The 17,204-nt window shown below is 59.6% G+C and carries 12 protein-coding genes and 4 pseudogenes; 8 read left to right on the top strand and 8 right to left on the bottom strand.

What is annotated here, in order from left to right; all coding sequences use genetic code 11:
* Positions 1-398 precede the first annotated feature (398 nt).
* Positions 399-1,721 (top strand): DUF1329 domain-containing protein, encoded by a 1,323-nt coding sequence (locus ACA058_RS14880; RefSeq protein WP_497639745.1) that lies wholly within the window; start codon positions 399-401, stop codon positions 1,719-1,721.
* Between the two features lie 45 nt (positions 1,722-1,766).
* On the opposite strand, the gene ACA058_RS14875 is transcribed toward ACA058_RS14880, so the two are convergent.
* Positions 1,767-2,396 carry a dihydrofolate reductase family protein gene (locus ACA058_RS14875; RefSeq protein WP_497639744.1) on the bottom strand — a complete coding sequence of 210 codons (630 nt, stop codon included), beginning with the start codon at positions 2,394-2,396 and terminating at the stop codon, positions 1,767-1,769.
* A gap of 198 nt (positions 2,397-2,594) precedes the next feature.
* On the opposite strand from ACA058_RS14875, the pseudogene yghU reads away from it, so the two are divergent.
* Positions 2,595-3,436: pseudogene (yghU, locus tag ACA058_RS14870) on the top strand (glutathione-dependent disulfide-bond oxidoreductase).
* Positions 3,437-3,628: 192 nt separating this feature from the next.
* A complete protein-coding gene (locus ACA058_RS14865) occupies positions 3,629-4,054 on the top strand; it encodes a potassium channel family protein (protein ID WP_497639743.1) in 426 nt (141 codons plus the stop codon).
* 29 nt (positions 4,055-4,083) lie between these two features.
* Here the strand turns inward: ACA058_RS14865 and ACA058_RS14860 are convergent, their stop codons facing one another.
* Genes ACA058_RS14860 through ACA058_RS14850 form a run of 3 tightly spaced genes read right to left on the bottom strand, consistent with a single transcriptional unit; the run spans position 4,084 to position 7,434 of the window.
* A complete protein-coding gene (locus ACA058_RS14860; RefSeq protein WP_497639742.1) occupies positions 4,084-5,844 on the bottom strand; it encodes a SulP family inorganic anion transporter in 1,761 nt (586 codons plus the stop codon).
* Between the two features lie 48 nt (positions 5,845-5,892).
* Complete coding sequence (gene ppk2, locus ACA058_RS14855) at positions 5,893-6,714, bottom strand: polyphosphate kinase 2 (RefSeq protein ID WP_497639741.1); 822 nt, start codon at positions 6,712-6,714, stop codon at positions 5,893-5,895.
* A 57-nt stretch (positions 6,715-6,771) separates the two neighbouring features.
* Positions 6,772-7,434 (bottom strand): hypothetical protein, encoded by a 663-nt coding sequence (locus ACA058_RS14850; protein ID WP_497639933.1) that lies wholly within the window; start codon positions 7,432-7,434, stop codon positions 6,772-6,774.
* 207 nt (positions 7,435-7,641) lie between these two features.
* On the opposite strand from ACA058_RS14850, the gene ACA058_RS14845 reads away from it, so the two are divergent.
* Positions 7,642-8,916, top strand: a complete 1,275-nt coding sequence (locus ACA058_RS14845; RefSeq protein ID WP_497639740.1) for a peptidase MATCAP family protein — start codon at positions 7,642-7,644, stop codon at positions 8,914-8,916.
* 361 nt (positions 8,917-9,277) lie between these two features.
* Here the strand turns inward: ACA058_RS14845 and ACA058_RS14840 are convergent, their stop codons facing one another.
* Both ACA058_RS14840 and ACA058_RS14835 read right to left on the bottom strand, forming a co-directional pair.
* Positions 9,278-11,083, bottom strand: a complete 1,806-nt coding sequence (locus tag ACA058_RS14840) for a sulfatase family protein (RefSeq protein WP_497639739.1) — start codon at positions 11,081-11,083, stop codon at positions 9,278-9,280.
* A 271-nt stretch (positions 11,084-11,354) separates the two neighbouring features.
* Positions 11,355-11,906: pseudogene (locus ACA058_RS14835) on the bottom strand (DUF3422 family protein); the annotation flags it as partial.
* A gap of 359 nt (positions 11,907-12,265) precedes the next feature.
* Between ACA058_RS14835 and ACA058_RS14830 the strand changes: the two are divergent.
* The 3 genes from ACA058_RS14830 to ACA058_RS14820 all read left to right on the top strand — a co-directional run bounded on the left by ACA058_RS14830 (position 12,266) and on the right by ACA058_RS14820 (position 15,150).
* The gene (locus tag ACA058_RS14830; RefSeq protein ID WP_497639738.1) at positions 12,266-13,846 is read left to right on the top strand and encodes a sensor domain-containing diguanylate cyclase; all 1,581 of its coding nucleotides are present in this window, start codon (positions 12,266-12,268) and stop codon (positions 13,844-13,846) included.
* Positions 13,847-13,989: 143 nt separating this feature from the next.
* Positions 13,990-14,433, top strand: a complete 444-nt coding sequence (locus tag ACA058_RS14825; protein WP_497639737.1) for a hypothetical protein — start codon at positions 13,990-13,992, stop codon at positions 14,431-14,433.
* 132 nt (positions 14,434-14,565) lie between these two features.
* Complete coding sequence (locus ACA058_RS14820; RefSeq protein ID WP_497639736.1) at positions 14,566-15,150, top strand: hypothetical protein; 585 nt, start codon at positions 14,566-14,568, stop codon at positions 15,148-15,150.
* A gap of 58 nt (positions 15,151-15,208) precedes the next feature.
* Here the strand turns inward: ACA058_RS14820 and ACA058_RS14815 are convergent, their stop codons facing one another.
* Positions 15,209-16,300: an AI-2E family transporter gene (locus tag ACA058_RS14815; RefSeq protein ID WP_497639735.1), complete on the bottom strand. Its 1,092-nt coding sequence runs from the start codon at positions 16,298-16,300 to the stop codon at positions 15,209-15,211.
* 78 nt (positions 16,301-16,378) lie between these two features.
* Positions 16,379-16,750, bottom strand: a pseudogene (locus tag ACA058_RS14810) (response regulator transcription factor); the annotation flags it as partial.
* Position 16,751: 1 nt separating this feature from the next.
* Here ACA058_RS14810 and ACA058_RS14805 point away from each other — a divergent pair.
* Positions 16,752-17,138: pseudogene (locus ACA058_RS14805) on the top strand (OprD family outer membrane porin); the annotation flags it as partial.
* Positions 17,139-17,204: the final 66 nt, after the last annotated feature.

Raw genomic sequence — 17,204 nt, 5'->3', positions numbered from 1 at the left:
AAAAATTCTGCCGCGAGGTCATGATGCGAAAAATGTATTCGCAAGACTACGTAAAAACGGCAAATCGCTAAGCGAGCTGATCAAATGTTGCGAAATGTTCGCGAACCCGGATAGGAGGAAACTCCCGTTAGTTTGCAGGCAAAATCCGAGAGATGCGCACGGAGGCGCACTGACTGTACCTTTCGCAGGTTGCGCTGGTGGTGCGAGCTTACGCGCACCCTCGTCAACCCCTGGGTCTGTCATGAATAGCCAAGAAACTGTCGTCAAATGCGAAGCGCCGCCGAATCGCGGGCTCTTTAATGGAGGTACGAAAAAAGTCTCGGGCAATTGAGTCGACGGTTCCCACCGCGGCCTCTGAGTCACGAGTTGCCTGGTACGCCAGGCAGGAGAATAACAATATGCAATTCGTGAAAAGTCTTCTGGCCGCCATCCCCCTCATGGCGCTGGCCATCGATGCTCAAGCCTATGTATCGAACCAGGAAGCCGCCCGGCTGGGCACCAGCCTGACCTGGGTGGGTGCCGAAAAGGCCGGCAATGCCGACGGCTCCATTCCGCCCTACAGCGGTGGCCTGACCACTGCCCCCTCCAGTTTCAAGACCGGCGACAGCATGCGCCCGGATCCCTTTGCCCATGAAAAACCGCTGCTGGTAATTAACGGCAAGAACGTCGACTCGTACAAGGGCATGCTGACCGCCACCACCGTAGAGTTGGCCCGACGTTATCCCGGCTTTCGCGTCGACGTGTATCCGACCCACCGCACAGCCTCGCTGCCACAGGCGGTACTGGACAATAGCCGCAAGAATGCAACTAACGCCAGGTCCCTCGACGGCGGGATTGCCATCGACAATGTGTTGCCCGGGGTGCCGTTCCCGATTGCGCAATCAGGTGCCGAAGCGATGTGGAACTTCCTGCTGCGCTACCAAGGGGTCAACATCCACTCCAAGTACGACTCCTGGAGCGTCGACACGGCGGGCGTACCGAGCCTGGCTGTCACCGGCGAGGCATACGTGTCCTTCCCGATTTACGAGAACATGTCGAAACCGTTCAACAGCTCGGACATTTATTATCAATTGAAACTGTCCTACACCGGGCCCGCGCGCCGCGCCGGCGAGTCGATCATGCTCAAGAACGCCACCAATCCCACGGAGTTTCCTGGTCGTGCCTGGCAGTACATGCCGGCCCAGCGACGGGTTAAACAGATTTCGATCCTGGCCTACGACACACCCAACCCCGGCACCGCCCGTGCACTCGAGCTGTATGACTGGACGCTGGTCGGCAAGCAGGAAATGATCGTGCCCTACAACACCTACAAACTCACCTACGCCCGCGAAGCAAAATCGCTGACCACCCCCAATTTCATCGCCCCGGATTTCGTACGCTGGGAAAAACACCGGGTCTACGTCGTGGAGGGCAACCTCAAGGCCGGTGCCAAGCACATCTACCAGAAGCGCCGCTTTTACCTGGATGAAGACACCTGGGCCGCGGTGGCCTCCGATCAGTACGACACCAGTGGCCAGCTGTATCGTGGCTCCTTCGCATTCTTCAGCCAGAGCTATGACAAGCAAGTCCCGGATGCCACCCCTTTCATGACTTACGACCTGTCGCGTGGTACCTACAACATCAATGGCGTGGTAGGCCCCCATGGCGGCATCCGCTACATCGAGCCGCTATCGACGGCGCAGTGGGTGCCGGAATCCATGGCGGGGACCGGTATTCGCTAGGTCCCCCGACGGCTCGTTCTAACTGACGAGCCGTTTTCTTTACGATCATTGCTGTTCAACTTCGTCGAACGATCCCGTGCGCACCTCACCGCTGCGCACGTAACGGCTGATCAACACACCGCCAGGGGTACTGGTCGAGTGCTCCAGCGTGAAGGTCGAGGCTTGTGCGTTGTCATCGAACAGGCGCTTGCCGTGCCCGAGGACGACGGGAAAAGTCATCAGCCGAAGCTCGTCCACCAACCCCGCTGCCAGCAGTTGGCGCACCAGATCGGCGCTGCCCTGCGTTAACAGGTGGGCGCCGTCCTGTTGCTTGAGCGCGCGTATTGCGTCGACAACGTTTCCCTGCAGTGCATGACTGTTGTGCCAATCAAGCGTATCGGGTCGATGGGTGGCCACATGTTTGGGCACCTTGTTGAACAGATCAGCGATGTAGTTGTGCGCCCCGGCGTTTATCCGCGGCCAGTACGCCGCGAATATGTCGTAGGTGCGACGCCCCAGCAGCAACTCGAATGGCTGCGAGAACAGATCCCGTGTGGCCTGGCCGGAGCGCTCGTCGGCGTAGGGCACAATCCAGCCACCGAAGCGGAATTCGCCGCTGGTGTCTTCATCAGGCCCGCCGGGTGCTTGTATGACGCCGTCCAGGCTAATGAAAGCGGCAACGATGAGCTTGCGCATATGCTTCTCCTGATTGTTCCTCGTGACAGTTCTCGTACAGGGGACTACGACCCCAATGCACTCCCTGACGAATAGTCGAACGGGACTCTGCGAAATCGACAGCAGTTGCTCGTATCGCTCGCGCGACATACTGTTTTAACCCAACGCGATCGCAAGCGGTCAACGTCATCACTGCAAACAAACCATGGGGTCCATCTCGTGAGCAAAGCGTCTTATGTTCCGCCCAAGGTCTGGAAAAACAATGCGCCGTCTGGCGGCCAGTTCGCCAGCATCAACCGCCCTGTTGCCGGCCCGACCCATGACAAGACGCTGCCGACGGGCAAGCACCCGTTGCAGTTGTATTCGCTGGCCACGCCCAATGGCGTGAAGGTGACCATCCTGCTTGAGGAGCTGTTGGCGCTTGGGCATACCGACGCCGAGCACGACGCCTGGCTGATCCGCATCAGCGAGGGTGAACAGTTTTCCAGCGGCTTTGTCGAGATCAACCCGAACTCGAAGATCCCGGCGCTGCTGGACCGCAGCGTGGAGCCGCCGATCCGCGTCTTCGAATCCGGTTCGATCCTGCTCTACCTGGCGGAAAAATTCGGCGCCTTCCTCCCCACCGATCCCGCAGGCCGCACCGAAACCCTGAACTGGCTGTTCTGGCAAATGGGTTCGGCACCCTACCTGGGCGGCGGCTTCGGGCATTTCTACGCCTGCGCGCCAGAGAAGCTCGAATACCCGATCAACCGCTTTGCGATGGAGGCCAAGCGTCAGCTGGATGTCCTCGACCGCCGCCTTGCGCAAAGCCCCTACCTGGCCGGCGACCGCTATACCATCGTTTCGATATCGCGGTCTGGCCCTGGTACGGCCAGTTGGTGCGGGACAACGTGTACTCGGCTGCCGAGTTTCTATCGGCACATCAATACACCCATGTGCAGCGCTGGGCGGAAGAAATCGCCAAGCGGCCTGCGGTCATCCGGGGCCAACGCGTCAACCGGACGTGGGGGGATGAGGCAAGCCAGGTGCCTGAACGGCATCAGGCTGCTGATTTGGGCTGAAGAACGGGATTCGTCCGGCGCTATCAACGTCGAACGAGTTCGCAGGGAGCATCCACCTCAAGAGGCAATTGAGCGAACCTTGGTACCGACAGGTCGAGCAGGGCTGAACAGCAAGCCCCAAGCAAACACCACCCCAAGGATGACGCCGCCAGCGGCCAACAGTTACTGAAAGAAAACCTGCGGAGGTTCGCCATGCTGGCAGTCACGTTGATCAATACACTGGTGGTCATCATCGTCGTGGTGATCCACTACGAATGCCTGTTACGTCTGAATGATTGGCTGCCGCGGCTCAAACTCTGGACCCGTTTCCGGATTGTCGTCGGGGTGTTCGGCGCCCTGCTGGCCCACGCGTTGGAAGTCTGGTGCTTCGCGCTGGTCTATTACCTGATGGTGCGCTCCGGCGAATGGGGCGGCCTGACAGGCAACTTCGATGGTTCGCTGCTGGACTGTGTCTATTTTTCCTTCACTACCTACACAACAATCGGTTTCGGCGATATTTCGCCCGTGGGCAAGCTCAAGTACCTGACCGGCCTGCAAGCGTTGACCGGTCTGGTACTCATTAGCTGGACCGCATCGTTTCTATTTCTCGAAATGCAGAAATACTGGAAGAGCAAATAGCAAGCGCAATCCTCCTTCCAACCCACCAACTATTCCACGGGATGAACCGCCAGATAGCTGCCGACTGCATCGTCTATCGTGGGAAAAAACGCTGATTCGCCAAGCCTTGCGAAAAGCCCGAAACGCTTGAGTTTGTCCTTGACCGGGTCCTTCATCTCCGCCACGCACAACTTGATACCCGACGCGTGCAGGGTGTCGTCCAGCTCTGCCAACATGTCGGCAGAGGTCACGTCGACACTGGTGACCGGTTCCGCAGCCACGACCAACCAGCGCACCGGCGTGGGCGATGCCGCCACGGCGTTCAGCACGCGTTCGTTGAACAGTTCGGCGTTGGCAAAAAACAACGGCGCATCCCAGCGAAACAGGACCAGGCCGGGGATCAGGCTAGCGTGCGGATAACGCTGGATATCGTGGTAGCCCTTGACCCCCTCGGCTTGCCCCAGCACTGCGGAGTACGGCCGCCAGCCATCCCACAGAAATTCGATGACGGCGATCACGATGGCAAGGCCGATACCCTCGATCGCACCGAACACGGCGACGCCAATGGTGCAGGCGATCGACAGCCAGAACTCCCAGCGCTGGATACGATAAATGCGGCGCAGGTCGGTGACTTCAATCAGGCCGATGGCCGATGCAATCACCACGGCTGCCAGTGCGCTGTTGGGCAAATTCTGCAGCAGGTTGGGCGCCACCATCAGCAACACGGCCACCGCCAGTGCGCCAACCACGCCGGTCAACTGGGTCTTGGCGCCGGCGGCTTCGGCCACGGGCGTGCGTGAAGAACTGCTGCTGATGGGAAAACCCTGGAAAAAACCCGCCGCCAGATTGGCGAAGCCGAGCCCGGCCATCTCCTGGTTCGGGTTGACATAGGTACGGGTTCGCGCCGCGTAGACCCGCGAGAGCACGCTGGTGTCGGCGAACGAGACAAGGGCGACGGCGCAACCGCCGATGATGACCGGGACAATGTCGGCGCGGGTGATCCAGGGGATCGCGAACGCCGGCAAACCTTGAGGAAGCGCACCGAGGACCGACACACCCGCGCCCGTGGCAAGGTCCAGCACACCCACGGCGACGGTCGCACCTGCCACGGCGATCAGGATGCCCGGGATACGCTTGTTGCCTTTGAGTAGCAGGATCACCGCCAGGGTGGCGGCGCCCACCATGAAGGTGGTCCAGTTGGTCCTGCCTTCGATCACCCCGGTGGCGATGGCCCACAGGTTTCTGACCGGACCGTCGGACTCGATCGAAAAACCGAAGATTTTCGGCAATTGGCTGATCAATACCGTCACGGCGATCCCGTTCATGTAGCCGTAGCGGATCGGTTTGGACAGCAGCTCGGTGATGAAGCCCAGGCGTGCGATGCCGGCCAGGATGCACACGGCTCCCGACACGATTGCCATCATCCCCGCCAGGGCGACGGCGCGATGGGGGTCGCCACCCGACAGTGGCAGGACGACGGCGAGGATCACGGCGGCCAGAGAGGAATCCGGCCCCAGCACCAGGATCCGGCTGGGTCCGAACAGGGCATAAGCGAGTAGCGGAACGATGGTCGCGTACAGGCCATAGATGCCGGGTACGCCTGACGCCACGGCGTAGGCGATGCCGACGGGCACCAGCATCGTGGTGAGCACCAGACCGGCCATGATGTCGTGGCGCAACCAGGCCATCCGGTAATCGCGCAGCGTTCGAAGCCCGGGCAGCCAACGGCTCCAGCCGTTATCTGCGCCGGTATCGCGACGTGCAATTCGACCCGGTTCCGGGGTGGGCGGCGAAGCATCCGAATGGCTCATGGGACTGTGGCCCTTTAATGTCCGGCGCAGATCTGCTTAAGGTGCCCGTCAGAATTTTTCGGGAATCCGCCGCAGCGGATAATCCGGTTCGCGATAACCGCCGGGCTTCTGCCGCTTGGGCAAAACCACCTTCTCACGCGCGACATCCTCATAGGGAACGCGACTGAGCAAATCAGAGATGATGTTCAGGCGCGCTCGCCGTTTGTCGTTGGAGTTGGCCACCAGCCAGGGGGCGTGCTCGGTGTCGGTCGCCTGGAACATGTCGTCACGCGCCCGTGAATAGTCATACCAGCGGCTGTATGACTTGAGGTCCATGGGGGTCAGTTTCCAGATTTTGCGCCCATCCTTGATGCGCGCTTCGAGCCGGCGGGTCTGTTCCTCTGGGCTGACTTCCAGCCAGTACTTGAGCAGGATAATGCCCGAGTCGACAATCGCCCGCTCCACGTTGGGTGCCGTTTGCAGAAACCCGGCAACCTGTTCTTTGCTGCAGAACCCCATCACCCGCTCCACGCCCGCCCGGTTGTACCAACTGCGATCAAAGATCACCACCTCGCCGGCTGCCGGCAGGTGCGGCAGGTAGCGTTGCAGATACATCTGGCTTTTTTCCCGATCAGTCGGTGCCGGTAGCGCCACCACGCGAAAGACCCGCGGGCTTACGCGCTCGGTAAGCGCCTTGATCGTCCCGCCCTTGCCGGCGCCGTCGCGCCCCTCGAAGACAATGCAGATCTTGATGCCCTTGGCTTTTACCCACTCCTGCAATTTGACCAGCTCGACGTGCAGCAGGCGCAGTTGCTCAAGGTAATCCTTGTTCTTCAGTTTCAGGCTTTGCGCGGGATAACCCTTAGCGGCTTTCTTTTTGTCCTTTGCCATGACCAAGACCTCAGCAAAACAGGTTGTCGACAGGTAAACAATGTCATTGCTGGCTGTTCAGCCACCAAGCGCGATGATCGCGACGATCAGTACAGCACCAGTGACCGCCATCGCAACACCACCCACCCAGGGTTTTGCGCCGGCATATCGCGCAAGTATCCAACCGGCGATGAACAGCACCACCAGCCCGACCAGGTTGGACAGGCGTACTGCAAGCGCTGTCTGATCGAGTAACAAAAACGGCACCACGAGGGGAAATGTCGAAGACACCACCAACAGGAAAACCCCGATCGCGCCCCTGATGTCGTCCCAGACGAGACGCGGCTGTACCGACGTATTGGCATATTTGATCAAGCGCAGACGCAGTGACTCCAGTTCTTCGGGGCCGGCCGCCGCGACGAGACGCGGTGGCAGTGCATCGGCAATCAGCGCTTGTCCGGTCGCCGCATCCGCTTCGCCGCTCAGGGCTGCGCACAGCGTACGTTTGCGCGTGCGCTCGATCAGGGTGCGCAGTAAATACATCACCGCGTCGGCAAGTCCCCAAGCCAGGTTGCACCCCAGCGCGGCGAACATCATCGTGCGTTCCGCCTCCTGACCAGCCGACGCCACGCTGATGGTTCCAGTGAAGGTCATTGCCATGAGCAGGCCAAAGATCACTTCCGTCACACGATCGACCGGATCAAGTACGCGAGCCCGCTTTTGCTCTGCTGTGCCTTGCATGTTGTCATCCTCGCACGGCCGCGTCAGCGTGAGGCCCATGGAGACAGGCAAAGACACCGGTCTTTTATCTCAGGGCGGTTTCAACAAATTTTCAGTGTAGTTTGAAAAGCTTTTTTCGCTGCCGATTCAAACTTGACCCGTCGCACCGCGACGCCTCGACAGCGACTAAGCTTTAACGAATGAACCTGATTTCTCAAGGAGATGTGCGTGAGCAGCGCTCCCCTGTCCGAACTCGATGCCGCTCTGCCCGGTCTGGTGCGCAAGATCCGCGTGCTGGATGCCCTGGCCTGGCCAGATGGGGTCGAGGAAGCTTTCCTGGCGCGTTGGCGCGCCGGGCAAGCCGAATTGCCCAGGGTCGAGTTGTGCCCGCGTGATCACAGCGCCGACATTGGCGCGCTCGAAGCCTTTATCGGCCGCTGCGATGAGGGGCATCCGGCCGGGCGCCACCTGGCCATGACAGCGCGCAGCTATGCCACGGCCGGGCGCATGCTCGGTGCCATTGGCACACCCGCCTTTACTCAGTATTCGTCAGCGCTGTACCGCCGTCCGGACTTCTACTACCCCAACCTGAACCTGAGCATGCTGGACGCGGCAAACTTCTTCCTCAAGACCACCGACGCCCTGCTGGGTGGTGCGCGAATCCCACCGAGCCCGGCCGAGATCCCGGCCGAAGCCTTCGCTGCCTGGATGCAACCGGAACTTGACCGCTTCTTTGGCCCGGGCCGGATCACGGTGGTGCTCGATCCGACCCTGGCCGCCAAGGCTATCGCCGGGGCGAGCCGCATCCGCCTGCGGGCCAGCGCCCTGTTTTCCGAACTGGACAAAAACCAACTGCTGCAGCACGAGGCTTTCGTGCATGTCGCCACGGCGCAGAACGGCGCGCGGCAATCGAACCTCAAGAGCCTTGGCCTGGGCGCGCCGCGTACCACCCAGACTCAGGAAGGTATCGCCACCCTGGCCGAGCTGTTCACCGGCAGCATGGACATCAACCGCCTGCGTCGCCTCGCCTTGCGCGTGCTCGCGGTGCAACAGGCGCTGGATGGGGCCGATTTCATCCAGGTGTTCGAAGGCTTTCTCGCTGCCGGCCAGACCCAGGAGGAATCCTTCCGTTCAACCCAACGGGTGTTCCGCGGCGCCGATCTGCGCGGCGGTTCGGCGTTCACCAAGGATGCGGCCTACCTGACCGGTTTGCTCGGCGTGCACACCCTGCTGCGCATCGCGATCCGGGATAACCGACCGGAACTGGTCGGCTATCTGTTCGCCGGGCGTCTGAGCCTTGGGGACACGGTACGCCTGGCCCCGCTCTTCGAATCCGGCTGGCTCCAGGGACCGGTTCATCTGCCGGCCTGGGCCGCGGATCTGCGTCTGCTCGCCGCCAACCTGGCCTTCTCGGCTTTTATCTCCCGGATCAAACTGGATGTGCTCGACCTGGACGTGCTCATGGCCTTCGCCGATGAGCATGAAACAGATGCCAGCGCCTAGGCGAACCTGCAAGCCCATTGAAAAAGTGCAATGCCTGCGTTCGGCCATCGTGGTTTAACGCGGCGCCTGGATCAAAAGCCAAAGCGAGGCGCCCTTAAAGCCGACCTGACTTTGGCAAATACCCCCAATTCCCTGTGGGAGCGAGCCTGCTCGCGAAGGACGTTAACGATAACGCGTACTGTCTGGATGATCGCGTTGTCTGGGCGTTTTTCGCGAGCAGGCTCGCTCCCACAGGGGATCGCGGATCAGCCGCCAGCTCCCTCAGGAGCTTCACTCGCAGCAATGAATATGTACACCCGCAAGAAAATGGCCGCAGTTACGCGACCAGTCTCAAGACGGCATCTACAGGGGATCGAAAATCTCAAGGCGCCATCGTCTGCGCTGTCACTTCCCATCCCGCATCGATGCCGCCGGGGAGCATCTGTCCACGGTCCTCGCCGACCTCGGTTTCGATCAGTCGATTGAGTTTCTCGTTCATGGCCATGACAAGTTCGCGATTCTGCTTGTCACCCATCCCGAGGTTGTTCATCTCCAGTGGATCGACTTGAAGGTCGTACACCTCTACGTCGTTGGACCGGTAGATATCTTCCAGGGTTTTTGGCTGGTTGTGCTCCTTGGGCGAGAAATAACGGGCGAACACGTAGCGCCCATCATAGACCGAGCGCACTGCCCCACGCTTCTTCATGTCCGGGACAATGCCTGCACTCTTGAGCTGGTCCTGTTTGCCTCCCTGTCGGACGTAGTCCATGGCCTTGTTGAGAAAGTCGCCATCCATGTAGGCAAACATGTTGTAGTTGAACAGCGCGCCCTCCCTGACGGCATTGAACTCGGCCTTGTGCGGAGCAGCCAGCAAACCGGATAGATCCTTGCCGGGGAGTCCTTTTACGATGCTCGCCCGCTTCTCAGGCGTTGTACCGGTCAATCCGACAAGTGTCGGTGCGATGTCGACGTGCGAAGTCACGGCCCGACACTCCCTGCCGCCCGCATAGGCTGGGTGGACGATGAGAAGTGGAACGTTATTTTGTTCTCGGTACGCCACCGCGCCTTTGGCGTGGAGCTGATGTGCGCCGTCCATATCACCGTGGTCCGCGGTGAGAACAATGATCGTCCGGTCGCTCAGCCCCGAAGCGTCAAGTTCAGCAAGTAGCGCAGCGATATTGCGGTCGACGTCGCGCAGGCAATTCAAGTAGTAGTTATGCCGCCGACGCCAGCGAGCTTCTTCGCTCGGAATGGAACCTACCAGAGCGTCATGCGAGCGCAGAAAATCGCGGTGCGCGGGTGGACGACCGGGCGCGTCAAGCGGCTGCACATGATTTGGCGCAAGCTTGAAATCCCACTGCTGGTCATACAGTGGATCGACCGGATCGCGCGCCACGTGCATGATGCCGCGCTTGGCCTGGATCACGGTGCCTGGGCCATCGGTATCGTAGTACATCACATCATGCGGGTTCACCAGGTTTACCGCGAGCAACCAGGGTTTGCCTTGTGCTGCCAACTCGCGCCCCCTGCCTCGCAGCCAACTACTGCCCATGGCGGTGATGATGCCGTCGTGGAGGTATCCGCCCTGGGTGTGGGCGATGATGTCGCCGATGCCGAAGTAATCAGAGAAGCCGTAGGCCTCCATTTCCTTGGTGAAAATCTTTGTGGGCGTGTCGACCTGATTGGCTGTCTCGAACTCCTTGGTCAGATGCCATTTGCCTTTGTAGGCGGTGTAATAACCCGCCGCACGCAACATGTCCCCGATGGTTGGAATCTCGGTCGACATGCTTTCGATCCATGGGAAGTTGGTGTTATCGAACATCCTTGTATGCTGGATGTGTTGGCCGGTGTAGAGCACCGAACGCGATGGCGTGCACACACAGGAACCGATGCGGTGGTTGACGAAGGTCGTGCCCTGTTTCATCAACCGCTCATGCGCGGGCAGGCTGTAGCCGGCTGGTAATTCACCTGGACGGAAAAAGCGCTCTTGATCAGTCAGAATGAACAGGATGTTGTAAGGACCAGGCGCTCGCGCCTTGTCACTGACAGCTTGGGCGGGAGCGCTCAAGGTAGAAACCTCGCTACTTCCAGCAGGACTCACGCCAAGACCCACCGCCACGGCCCCTAAACCTGTGATGCGCAGCACCTCGCGCCGAGTGAGGACGTTTGCGGTCTGATCGCGTGCCATAGTCTTGGTCTCCGTGATTCGGGATTCCCGAGCGCAACAATCGGCAAAGTAACATTAGCAGCGAATATTGATGTCGGCAAAGTCTCCCTGACTCTCTGCCGCCAAGGGTGTGCTTTCTTGCGTCAGAGATGAGCGTGAAGACGAAGCAGGGAGTGAGCAATGGTTTCGTCGCCTCAGTGCTCTTTGACTTTTTTGATACGAAGCACGATCAACGCAAGAATGCCGACCGCGAGGGGTGCCATGGCCAACATGGCCTCGCGCGGGGTCAGCGCGACGCCGAGCAGGTGCAGCCCCTGGGTTTGAAGCGGCGTTCGATAAACACGCCAAGGCGCTGGCAATCACCTACGTGACTTTCTCGCAATTCACCCAGGCGCTCGTACACCAATTGAGCATAGGCCTGGGTGGCACTGAAGCGGTGGCGGGTTTTCGCGGTGCTGCTGACTACCTGGGCAGAAAGGTTGGAGATATCCGCAAGCAGGGCTTTAGCATTGCTGCCGTCGGGGCCGGCGTTGCGTTCGGAGAGGGTGACCAGGGTCTTGTCAAAAACATCAAGCTGCGCGCTCAAGTCTTTGGCCATGGTCAAGGATAACGAGGACATCATCCGGTAGGTCTCGATTTCCAGAAGGCGGCGTATCATCCGTACGCATTCAGGCGCCGGTTGACGCGCCGTCCAGGACAGCTCATCGCAGGAGGAAGTGACCACCAGGGTCAGGGTGAAAAACTCGGCATGGCGCTCCCATTTCAGCGCGTGGCCATCGAGCTGGGTAATGCCCTGGGCGGCATTCAGATCGAGGGAGGCAAGGCAGCAATCTTGCAGAAATGTATTGCACACCTGTTCGTAAATGCCAGGTCTTTCAGGGCATGATCGACTGCTATTGTGAGTGGGACAGGTTGATGCCCCCCACGAGTCACTACCGCAGAGGAAGATTGATTCTGCGAGCGGATTGCGGAACGCAAGTGCGTATCAAGGTGTCATTTGTACTAGACACCCCGGTGTCGCAACCCCTTGAGATACAGAGGTGGTCTTCATGAACAATATTATCTACATCGTTGGTGCCGTAGTGATCGTCCTGGTGATTCTGTCATTTGTCGGTCTTGTCTAGTCCAGACTGCCCTTCGGCGAGCCTGGGCAGCTGAAGATGGCGAGCGGCATGTGCGGATCGCTCGAAAAAGGAGATGTTGATGCCCGGACGCAAGCAGCCACCGCCCATGGTTGATGGCAGCGTTGAAACTGTGTCTGCGAAAACCGTGCGAGCTGGAGCTGTTTTCCGACTCACCGTGAGCTTCATGCTGGTGGTGATCCTGGCGTTTCTCGCGGTTGAGGGTTGGCGGACGTGGCGTGATTATCGGTCAGCCTTCGCCTCTGCCCGCGACTCCGTGACGAACCTGGCGCGAGCCACGGCGCAGCACGCCGAAGATGCCATTCGGCAAGTGGATGTACTGACCGCCGCGCTCGGTGAACGGGTGGAAGGCGACGGATTGCAGAACATCAACGTCGCGCGCATTCACAAACTGTTGGTTCAGCAATCGAAAATCATGCCGCAGCTGCACGGCCTGTTCATCTACGGCCCCGACGGGCAATGGATCGTGACGGACAAGGAGGTCACGCCGGAGCCCGCCAATAACGCCGACCGCGATTACTTCCAGTATCACCGCACGCACGACGATAAAAACGTGCGCATCGGCGAGGTGGTCAAGAGTAGATCCACCAACGATCTGATCATCCCCATCTCTCGCCGCTTGAACAATCCGGATGGAACCTTCGCCGGCGTTCTCCTTGGGACGATCAAAGTCAGCTACTTCGTTGACTACTACGGCGACTTCAAGATCGATGACAAGGGCGCCCTGGTGCTGGCCATGCGCAACGGAACCATCCTGGTGCGGCGTCCCTTCATCGCATCCGTGGTGGGTAAAAGCCTGGCGGACAGCGAGATTTTCAAGCGCTATCTACCCAATGCCAGCCAAGGCGTCGCCGAAGTCAAAGCCATCGTGGACGACACCGAACGCCTGTACGGCTACAGGGCGTTGACCACCTACCCTCTGGTGGTGGAAGCCGGGCTTTCCCGTGAATCCATCACCGCACCCTGGCGCCGTGACCTACTGAAAACAGGATGGGTGCTGGTGGTTCTGATCGGGGTGCTCGCGGTGTTCGGACTCATCGTCTTGAGTCAGTTGCGCCAGAGAATGGTGACGGAAAGAAAGTTGCGTCACGCACACCAGGCCATGCGCGACATGGCGTTGACCGACAGCCTGACTGGCCTGGGCAATCGTCGACGCCTGGATACTGCGCTGCTGGAGGAGATTCGCCTGGCGGCGCGCCAAGGATCTACGCTGTCACTGATCATGCTCGATGTCGATTACTTCAAACGCTACAACGACAGTTATGGGCACGCTGCCGGCGATGATTGCCTGGGCGCGGTAGGGGCAGCGATCCAGCGGGCGGTCAAACGACCAGGGGATCTTGCCGTCAGGTACGGTGGCGAGGAATTTACAGTGCTGCTTCCCAACACTGATGGCGCTGGCGCAGCACAGGTCGCCGAAGAGATTCTGCAAGCCATTCGAGCACTGGGCATCGAGCATTGCGCACATCCCTTGGGCAGGGTCACGGCCAGTGCGGGCATCACCACAAGCTGCCCGAGCTTCGAGGACGTGACGCCGGCCACCTTGATCAAAGCCGCTGACGCCCTGCTCTATGTGGCAAAACAACAAGGACGAAATCGCTGGTGCTGCGCCAACGAGACAAGCGAAAGTCATCCACTGTAAGTGCGAGCTTTCTCCTGCAAATCCTTTCTAACGAACTGGACGGACCTTGAGTGCCACTCAGTCTGCTACGCTTTTCATTCCCCGAATGGATTCGGGCAATCACTGCCAAAGGCTGTTTTGTTGGCCACTTGAGGGGATGGAATGTGAAAGGCCAATTACTGGGGGTCGCTGCAACGATCGTCGTCATCGGTACCGCTGTCTATGGATTGAACACCTGGGAAGCGCTCCAGAGTCAGCGCCAGGAAGCGGTCTGTACGTTAGCGCGCCAGCACCTCAAGGATCTGGAAGTACAGGCGCGGGCCTTGGCCGCCGGGTTGTCGGTCGAGGCCTATGCCGAAGCCGAAAAGGCCGAAGCCGGCAAACTGGTTTCGGCGCTGGATACTGCAAAGAACGAAGCCGAGGTCGATGCCGTGATCGATCAGCATTCTGCCGCCATCGAAGCGCAGATCCATGCTGAAGATGCGGAGGTCAAGTCCCGGGGCGAGCAAAAATTCCTCGGTCAGGAACGCAAGGAACAGAAAATCACCACCGATATAAAACAGGAAATCCAACGTGCCGAGAAGGCCGTTGCCGATGACTGTGAATAGTCTGGCCAGTGCAATTTTTTAAATGCGCATGCTTCTCAAAGTGACTAACGCGTTCTAGACTCCACTACTGGCAGGTTCATTAAAGCTGCGCGTCCCTGACATAAATCCAATAAAAACCAGGAAAATCCAGCCTTGAAAACTTCAACTATCGGCGTTGTGGGGAGTCTGCTGGTCTCGGGCGCGGTTGCAGCCACAGGGATTGGTCCTGTCCTCGATCTAGATTTCACCAGAACCGCCATTGAAACCCTTAAAAAACGCGGGATCGACGACGCGTGCATCGTGGCCGCCCCAAGCCCTGAAACGTTCACCTACTGCCGGGAAGGATCTTCGACACTCTGGCAGTACCAGACCCTGGACCTGTTGCAACAGGCCAGGCTGCACAATGAAGGAACACGGGCTTCGCCGGATCATGGGCAAATCACTGTCGCGCAAGTCGATAGCGCTGCCTGCGATATAGAGCGCCCGGTGCCGGTGGATGAACTGACAACCTTTGCAGCCATTGTCCTCAGCCTGGCGAGCCTGTTCCTGTTGATAGGTTTTCGATATACCTATCTGGCAATCATGCGCGGACACTATCAACCGGTTGCGTATCCGGCCCCCCGCCCACAGCGCATGACCAGCCCCCTGTCAGCGCACCCCTCGACCATAAAGGCGCTGGGAGCCTTCGGGATCGCCGCAGCGTTGGCCCTGGTCTACTGCGGCTACCTCGGGTTCTGAACCAGGAACCCGCCAAATACAGGCCGGTCCCTGTACGGTCGTTCCTGTGGATGAGGCGCTACAGCCTTTCCTCCACCGCCGGCGGCGGATCCTGCACCCACTGCCAGAACAACTGATAACCGACCGCCAGCACCACCGGACCGATGAACAAGCCAAGGATGCCGCCGGTGACCATCCCGCCCAGGGCTCCGATCAATATTACCGGCATCGGCACGTCGACGCCGCGCCCCAGCAACAATGGCTTGAGCACATTGTCCACCAGGCCCGCGACGAAGACGTAGATGGAGAAGACGATGGTCACGGTGCTGGCCCCTTCGGTAGCGATGACATAAGCAATGACCGGTATTGTCACCAACGTCGCCGGAAGCTGCATGATGCCCAACAGCAGCACCGCCAATGCCAGCAGCCCGGCACCGGGCACACCCTTGAACACGAACCCGAGCCCCACCAGCAGCATCTGGATGAACGCGATGCCGACCACCCCGAGCGCCACAGCGCGGATGGTTGCGGTACACAAGGCGGCCACCTGGGGGCCTTTCACCGGTCCGTTGATCCGCGAGGCGATCTGCACCGCGGCGCGGCTACCCGCTTCGCCGTAGGCCATGAAGATCCCGGCAATGATCAGCGCGACAATGAACATCAGCAAACCCATGCCGACACCGGCCACCTTGCCCAGCAACGTCAGGCTGACGTCTTTGATCTGCGGTATGTACTTCGCCGTCAGGCCAGGCAGGTCGGTGGCTGCCTGCAGCCATAGCGCCGACAATTGTTTACCCACCAGTGGCCATGTGGCGACGGAATCGGCCGGTGGCGGAATGCGGATGCCTTCGTCCCGGACCACAGTCATGGCGTTTTCGACCGAGTCGGCAATCGAGGTGCCCATCAGGTAGATCGGGACCATGAGGATGACGACGGCCACCAGCACGATCAGCGTCGAAATGCGCCCTTCTTTTCGCCCCAGCGGGCCCCGGAGCCGCTCTTGCAATGGGTAAAGGGTGATCGCCAGGATGATCGACCACAACATCAGGTCGCGAAACGGACGGAAGATCTCGAAGCAGAACAGCACCAGAACGACAATCAGTCCAGCGCGGATCAGCACATCGAGCAGTCCGCGGGACAATGCTTTCGTTGAGAGCGATGTGGGCACCATGATGTCTCCTGGCAGTTCAGTGCGAAGGTAGGGAATCTAGTTAGCCCAGCATAGACGCTCATTACACGACATGAAGGATCAACGCAGCTTCAGTGGATCAACCATGTTCGCCGCGATAGCCATGCCCACCAGGTCCGGCAATGTGCTGGCCTGCATGCGTTTCATGACGCGAGAGCGGTACAGATCGACGGTTTTTGCACTGACGCCCAGTTGCTCGGCGATTTCGCGGGTGGTGTACCCCTGAACCAATGGCAGCATGACGTCGCGCTCTCTGGGCGTCAGTGTGAGCAAACGGGCCTGCAACGCCTCCTGGCCCTGATTGCCAGAGCGATGAGCTGCGCAATTGCGAAGCGCTTGTTGCACGCTGTCCAGCAGCAACTGCTCGTTGTATGGCTTCTCGATGAAATCATGAGCACCGGCCTTGAACGCGCGGACAACGATTGGCACATCGGGTTACCAAGGCATGAGCGGCGACACCGGTTTTGCCTACGTCAACGGCAGCGACGCGTTCCTGGTGAATTTCGTGCAGATCGGCGACTTCGCCAGCAAGGACGAAAAATCCTGGCAGGCACGCTACGACTACAACTTCGCGGCCATCGGCGTGCCTGGCCTGACCTTCATGACCCGCTACATCCGCGGCGACAACATTGACCTGGGCAGCAACCGTCCCGAGGGCAAGGAATGGGAGCGCGATACCGACATTGGCTATGTCGTTCAAAGCGGTGCGTTGAAAAACGTCGGCGTGAAATGGCGTAACGCGACGGTTCGCTCGACCCACTTTGGCAGCGACCTGGATGAAAACCGTTTGATCGTCAGCTATACATTGCCGATCTGGTAAGCCGAAGATCAAAAGATCGCAGCCTGCGGCAGCTCCTACAGGGGAATGCGTACTGCTGCCGACCAG

The sequence above is a fragment of the Pseudomonas sp. LBUM1649 genome (genome assembly GCF_059716155.1).
Note: the sequence above shows the minus strand (reverse complement) of the source record. Positions and strands in the feature narration are given on the sequence as shown.

Excerpts from the sequence above, each read along its gene's own strand:
- ACA058_RS14880 (WP_497639745.1), top strand. The coding sequence starts at position 399 with ATGCAATTCGTGAAAAGTCTTCTGGCCGCCATCCCCCTCATGGCGCTG.
- ACA058_RS14875 (WP_497639744.1), bottom strand. The coding sequence starts at position 2,396 with ATGCGCAAGCTCATCGTTGCCGCTTTCATTAGCCTGGACGGCGTCATA.
- ACA058_RS14865 (WP_497639743.1), top strand. The coding sequence starts at position 3,629 with ATGCTGGCAGTCACGTTGATCAATACACTGGTGGTCATCATCGTCGTG.
- ACA058_RS14860 (WP_497639742.1), bottom strand. The coding sequence starts at position 5,844 with ATGAGCCATTCGGATGCTTCGCCGCCCACCCCGGAACCGGGTCGAATT.
- ppk2 (WP_497639741.1), bottom strand. The coding sequence starts at position 6,714 with ATGGCAAAGGACAAAAAGAAAGCCGCTAAGGGTTATCCCGCGCAAAGC.
- ACA058_RS14850 (WP_497639933.1), bottom strand. The coding sequence starts at position 7,434 with ATGCAAGGCACAGCAGAGCAAAAGCGGGCTCGCGTACTTGATCCGGTC.
- ACA058_RS14840 (WP_497639739.1), bottom strand. The coding sequence starts at position 11,083 with ATGGCACGCGATCAGACCGCAAACGTCCTCACTCGGCGCGAGGTGCTG.
- ACA058_RS14830 (WP_497639738.1), top strand. The coding sequence starts at position 12,266 with ATGCCCGGACGCAAGCAGCCACCGCCCATGGTTGATGGCAGCGTTGAA.
- ACA058_RS14815 (WP_497639735.1), bottom strand. The coding sequence starts at position 16,300 with ATGGTGCCCACATCGCTCTCAACGAAAGCATTGTCCCGCGGACTGCTC.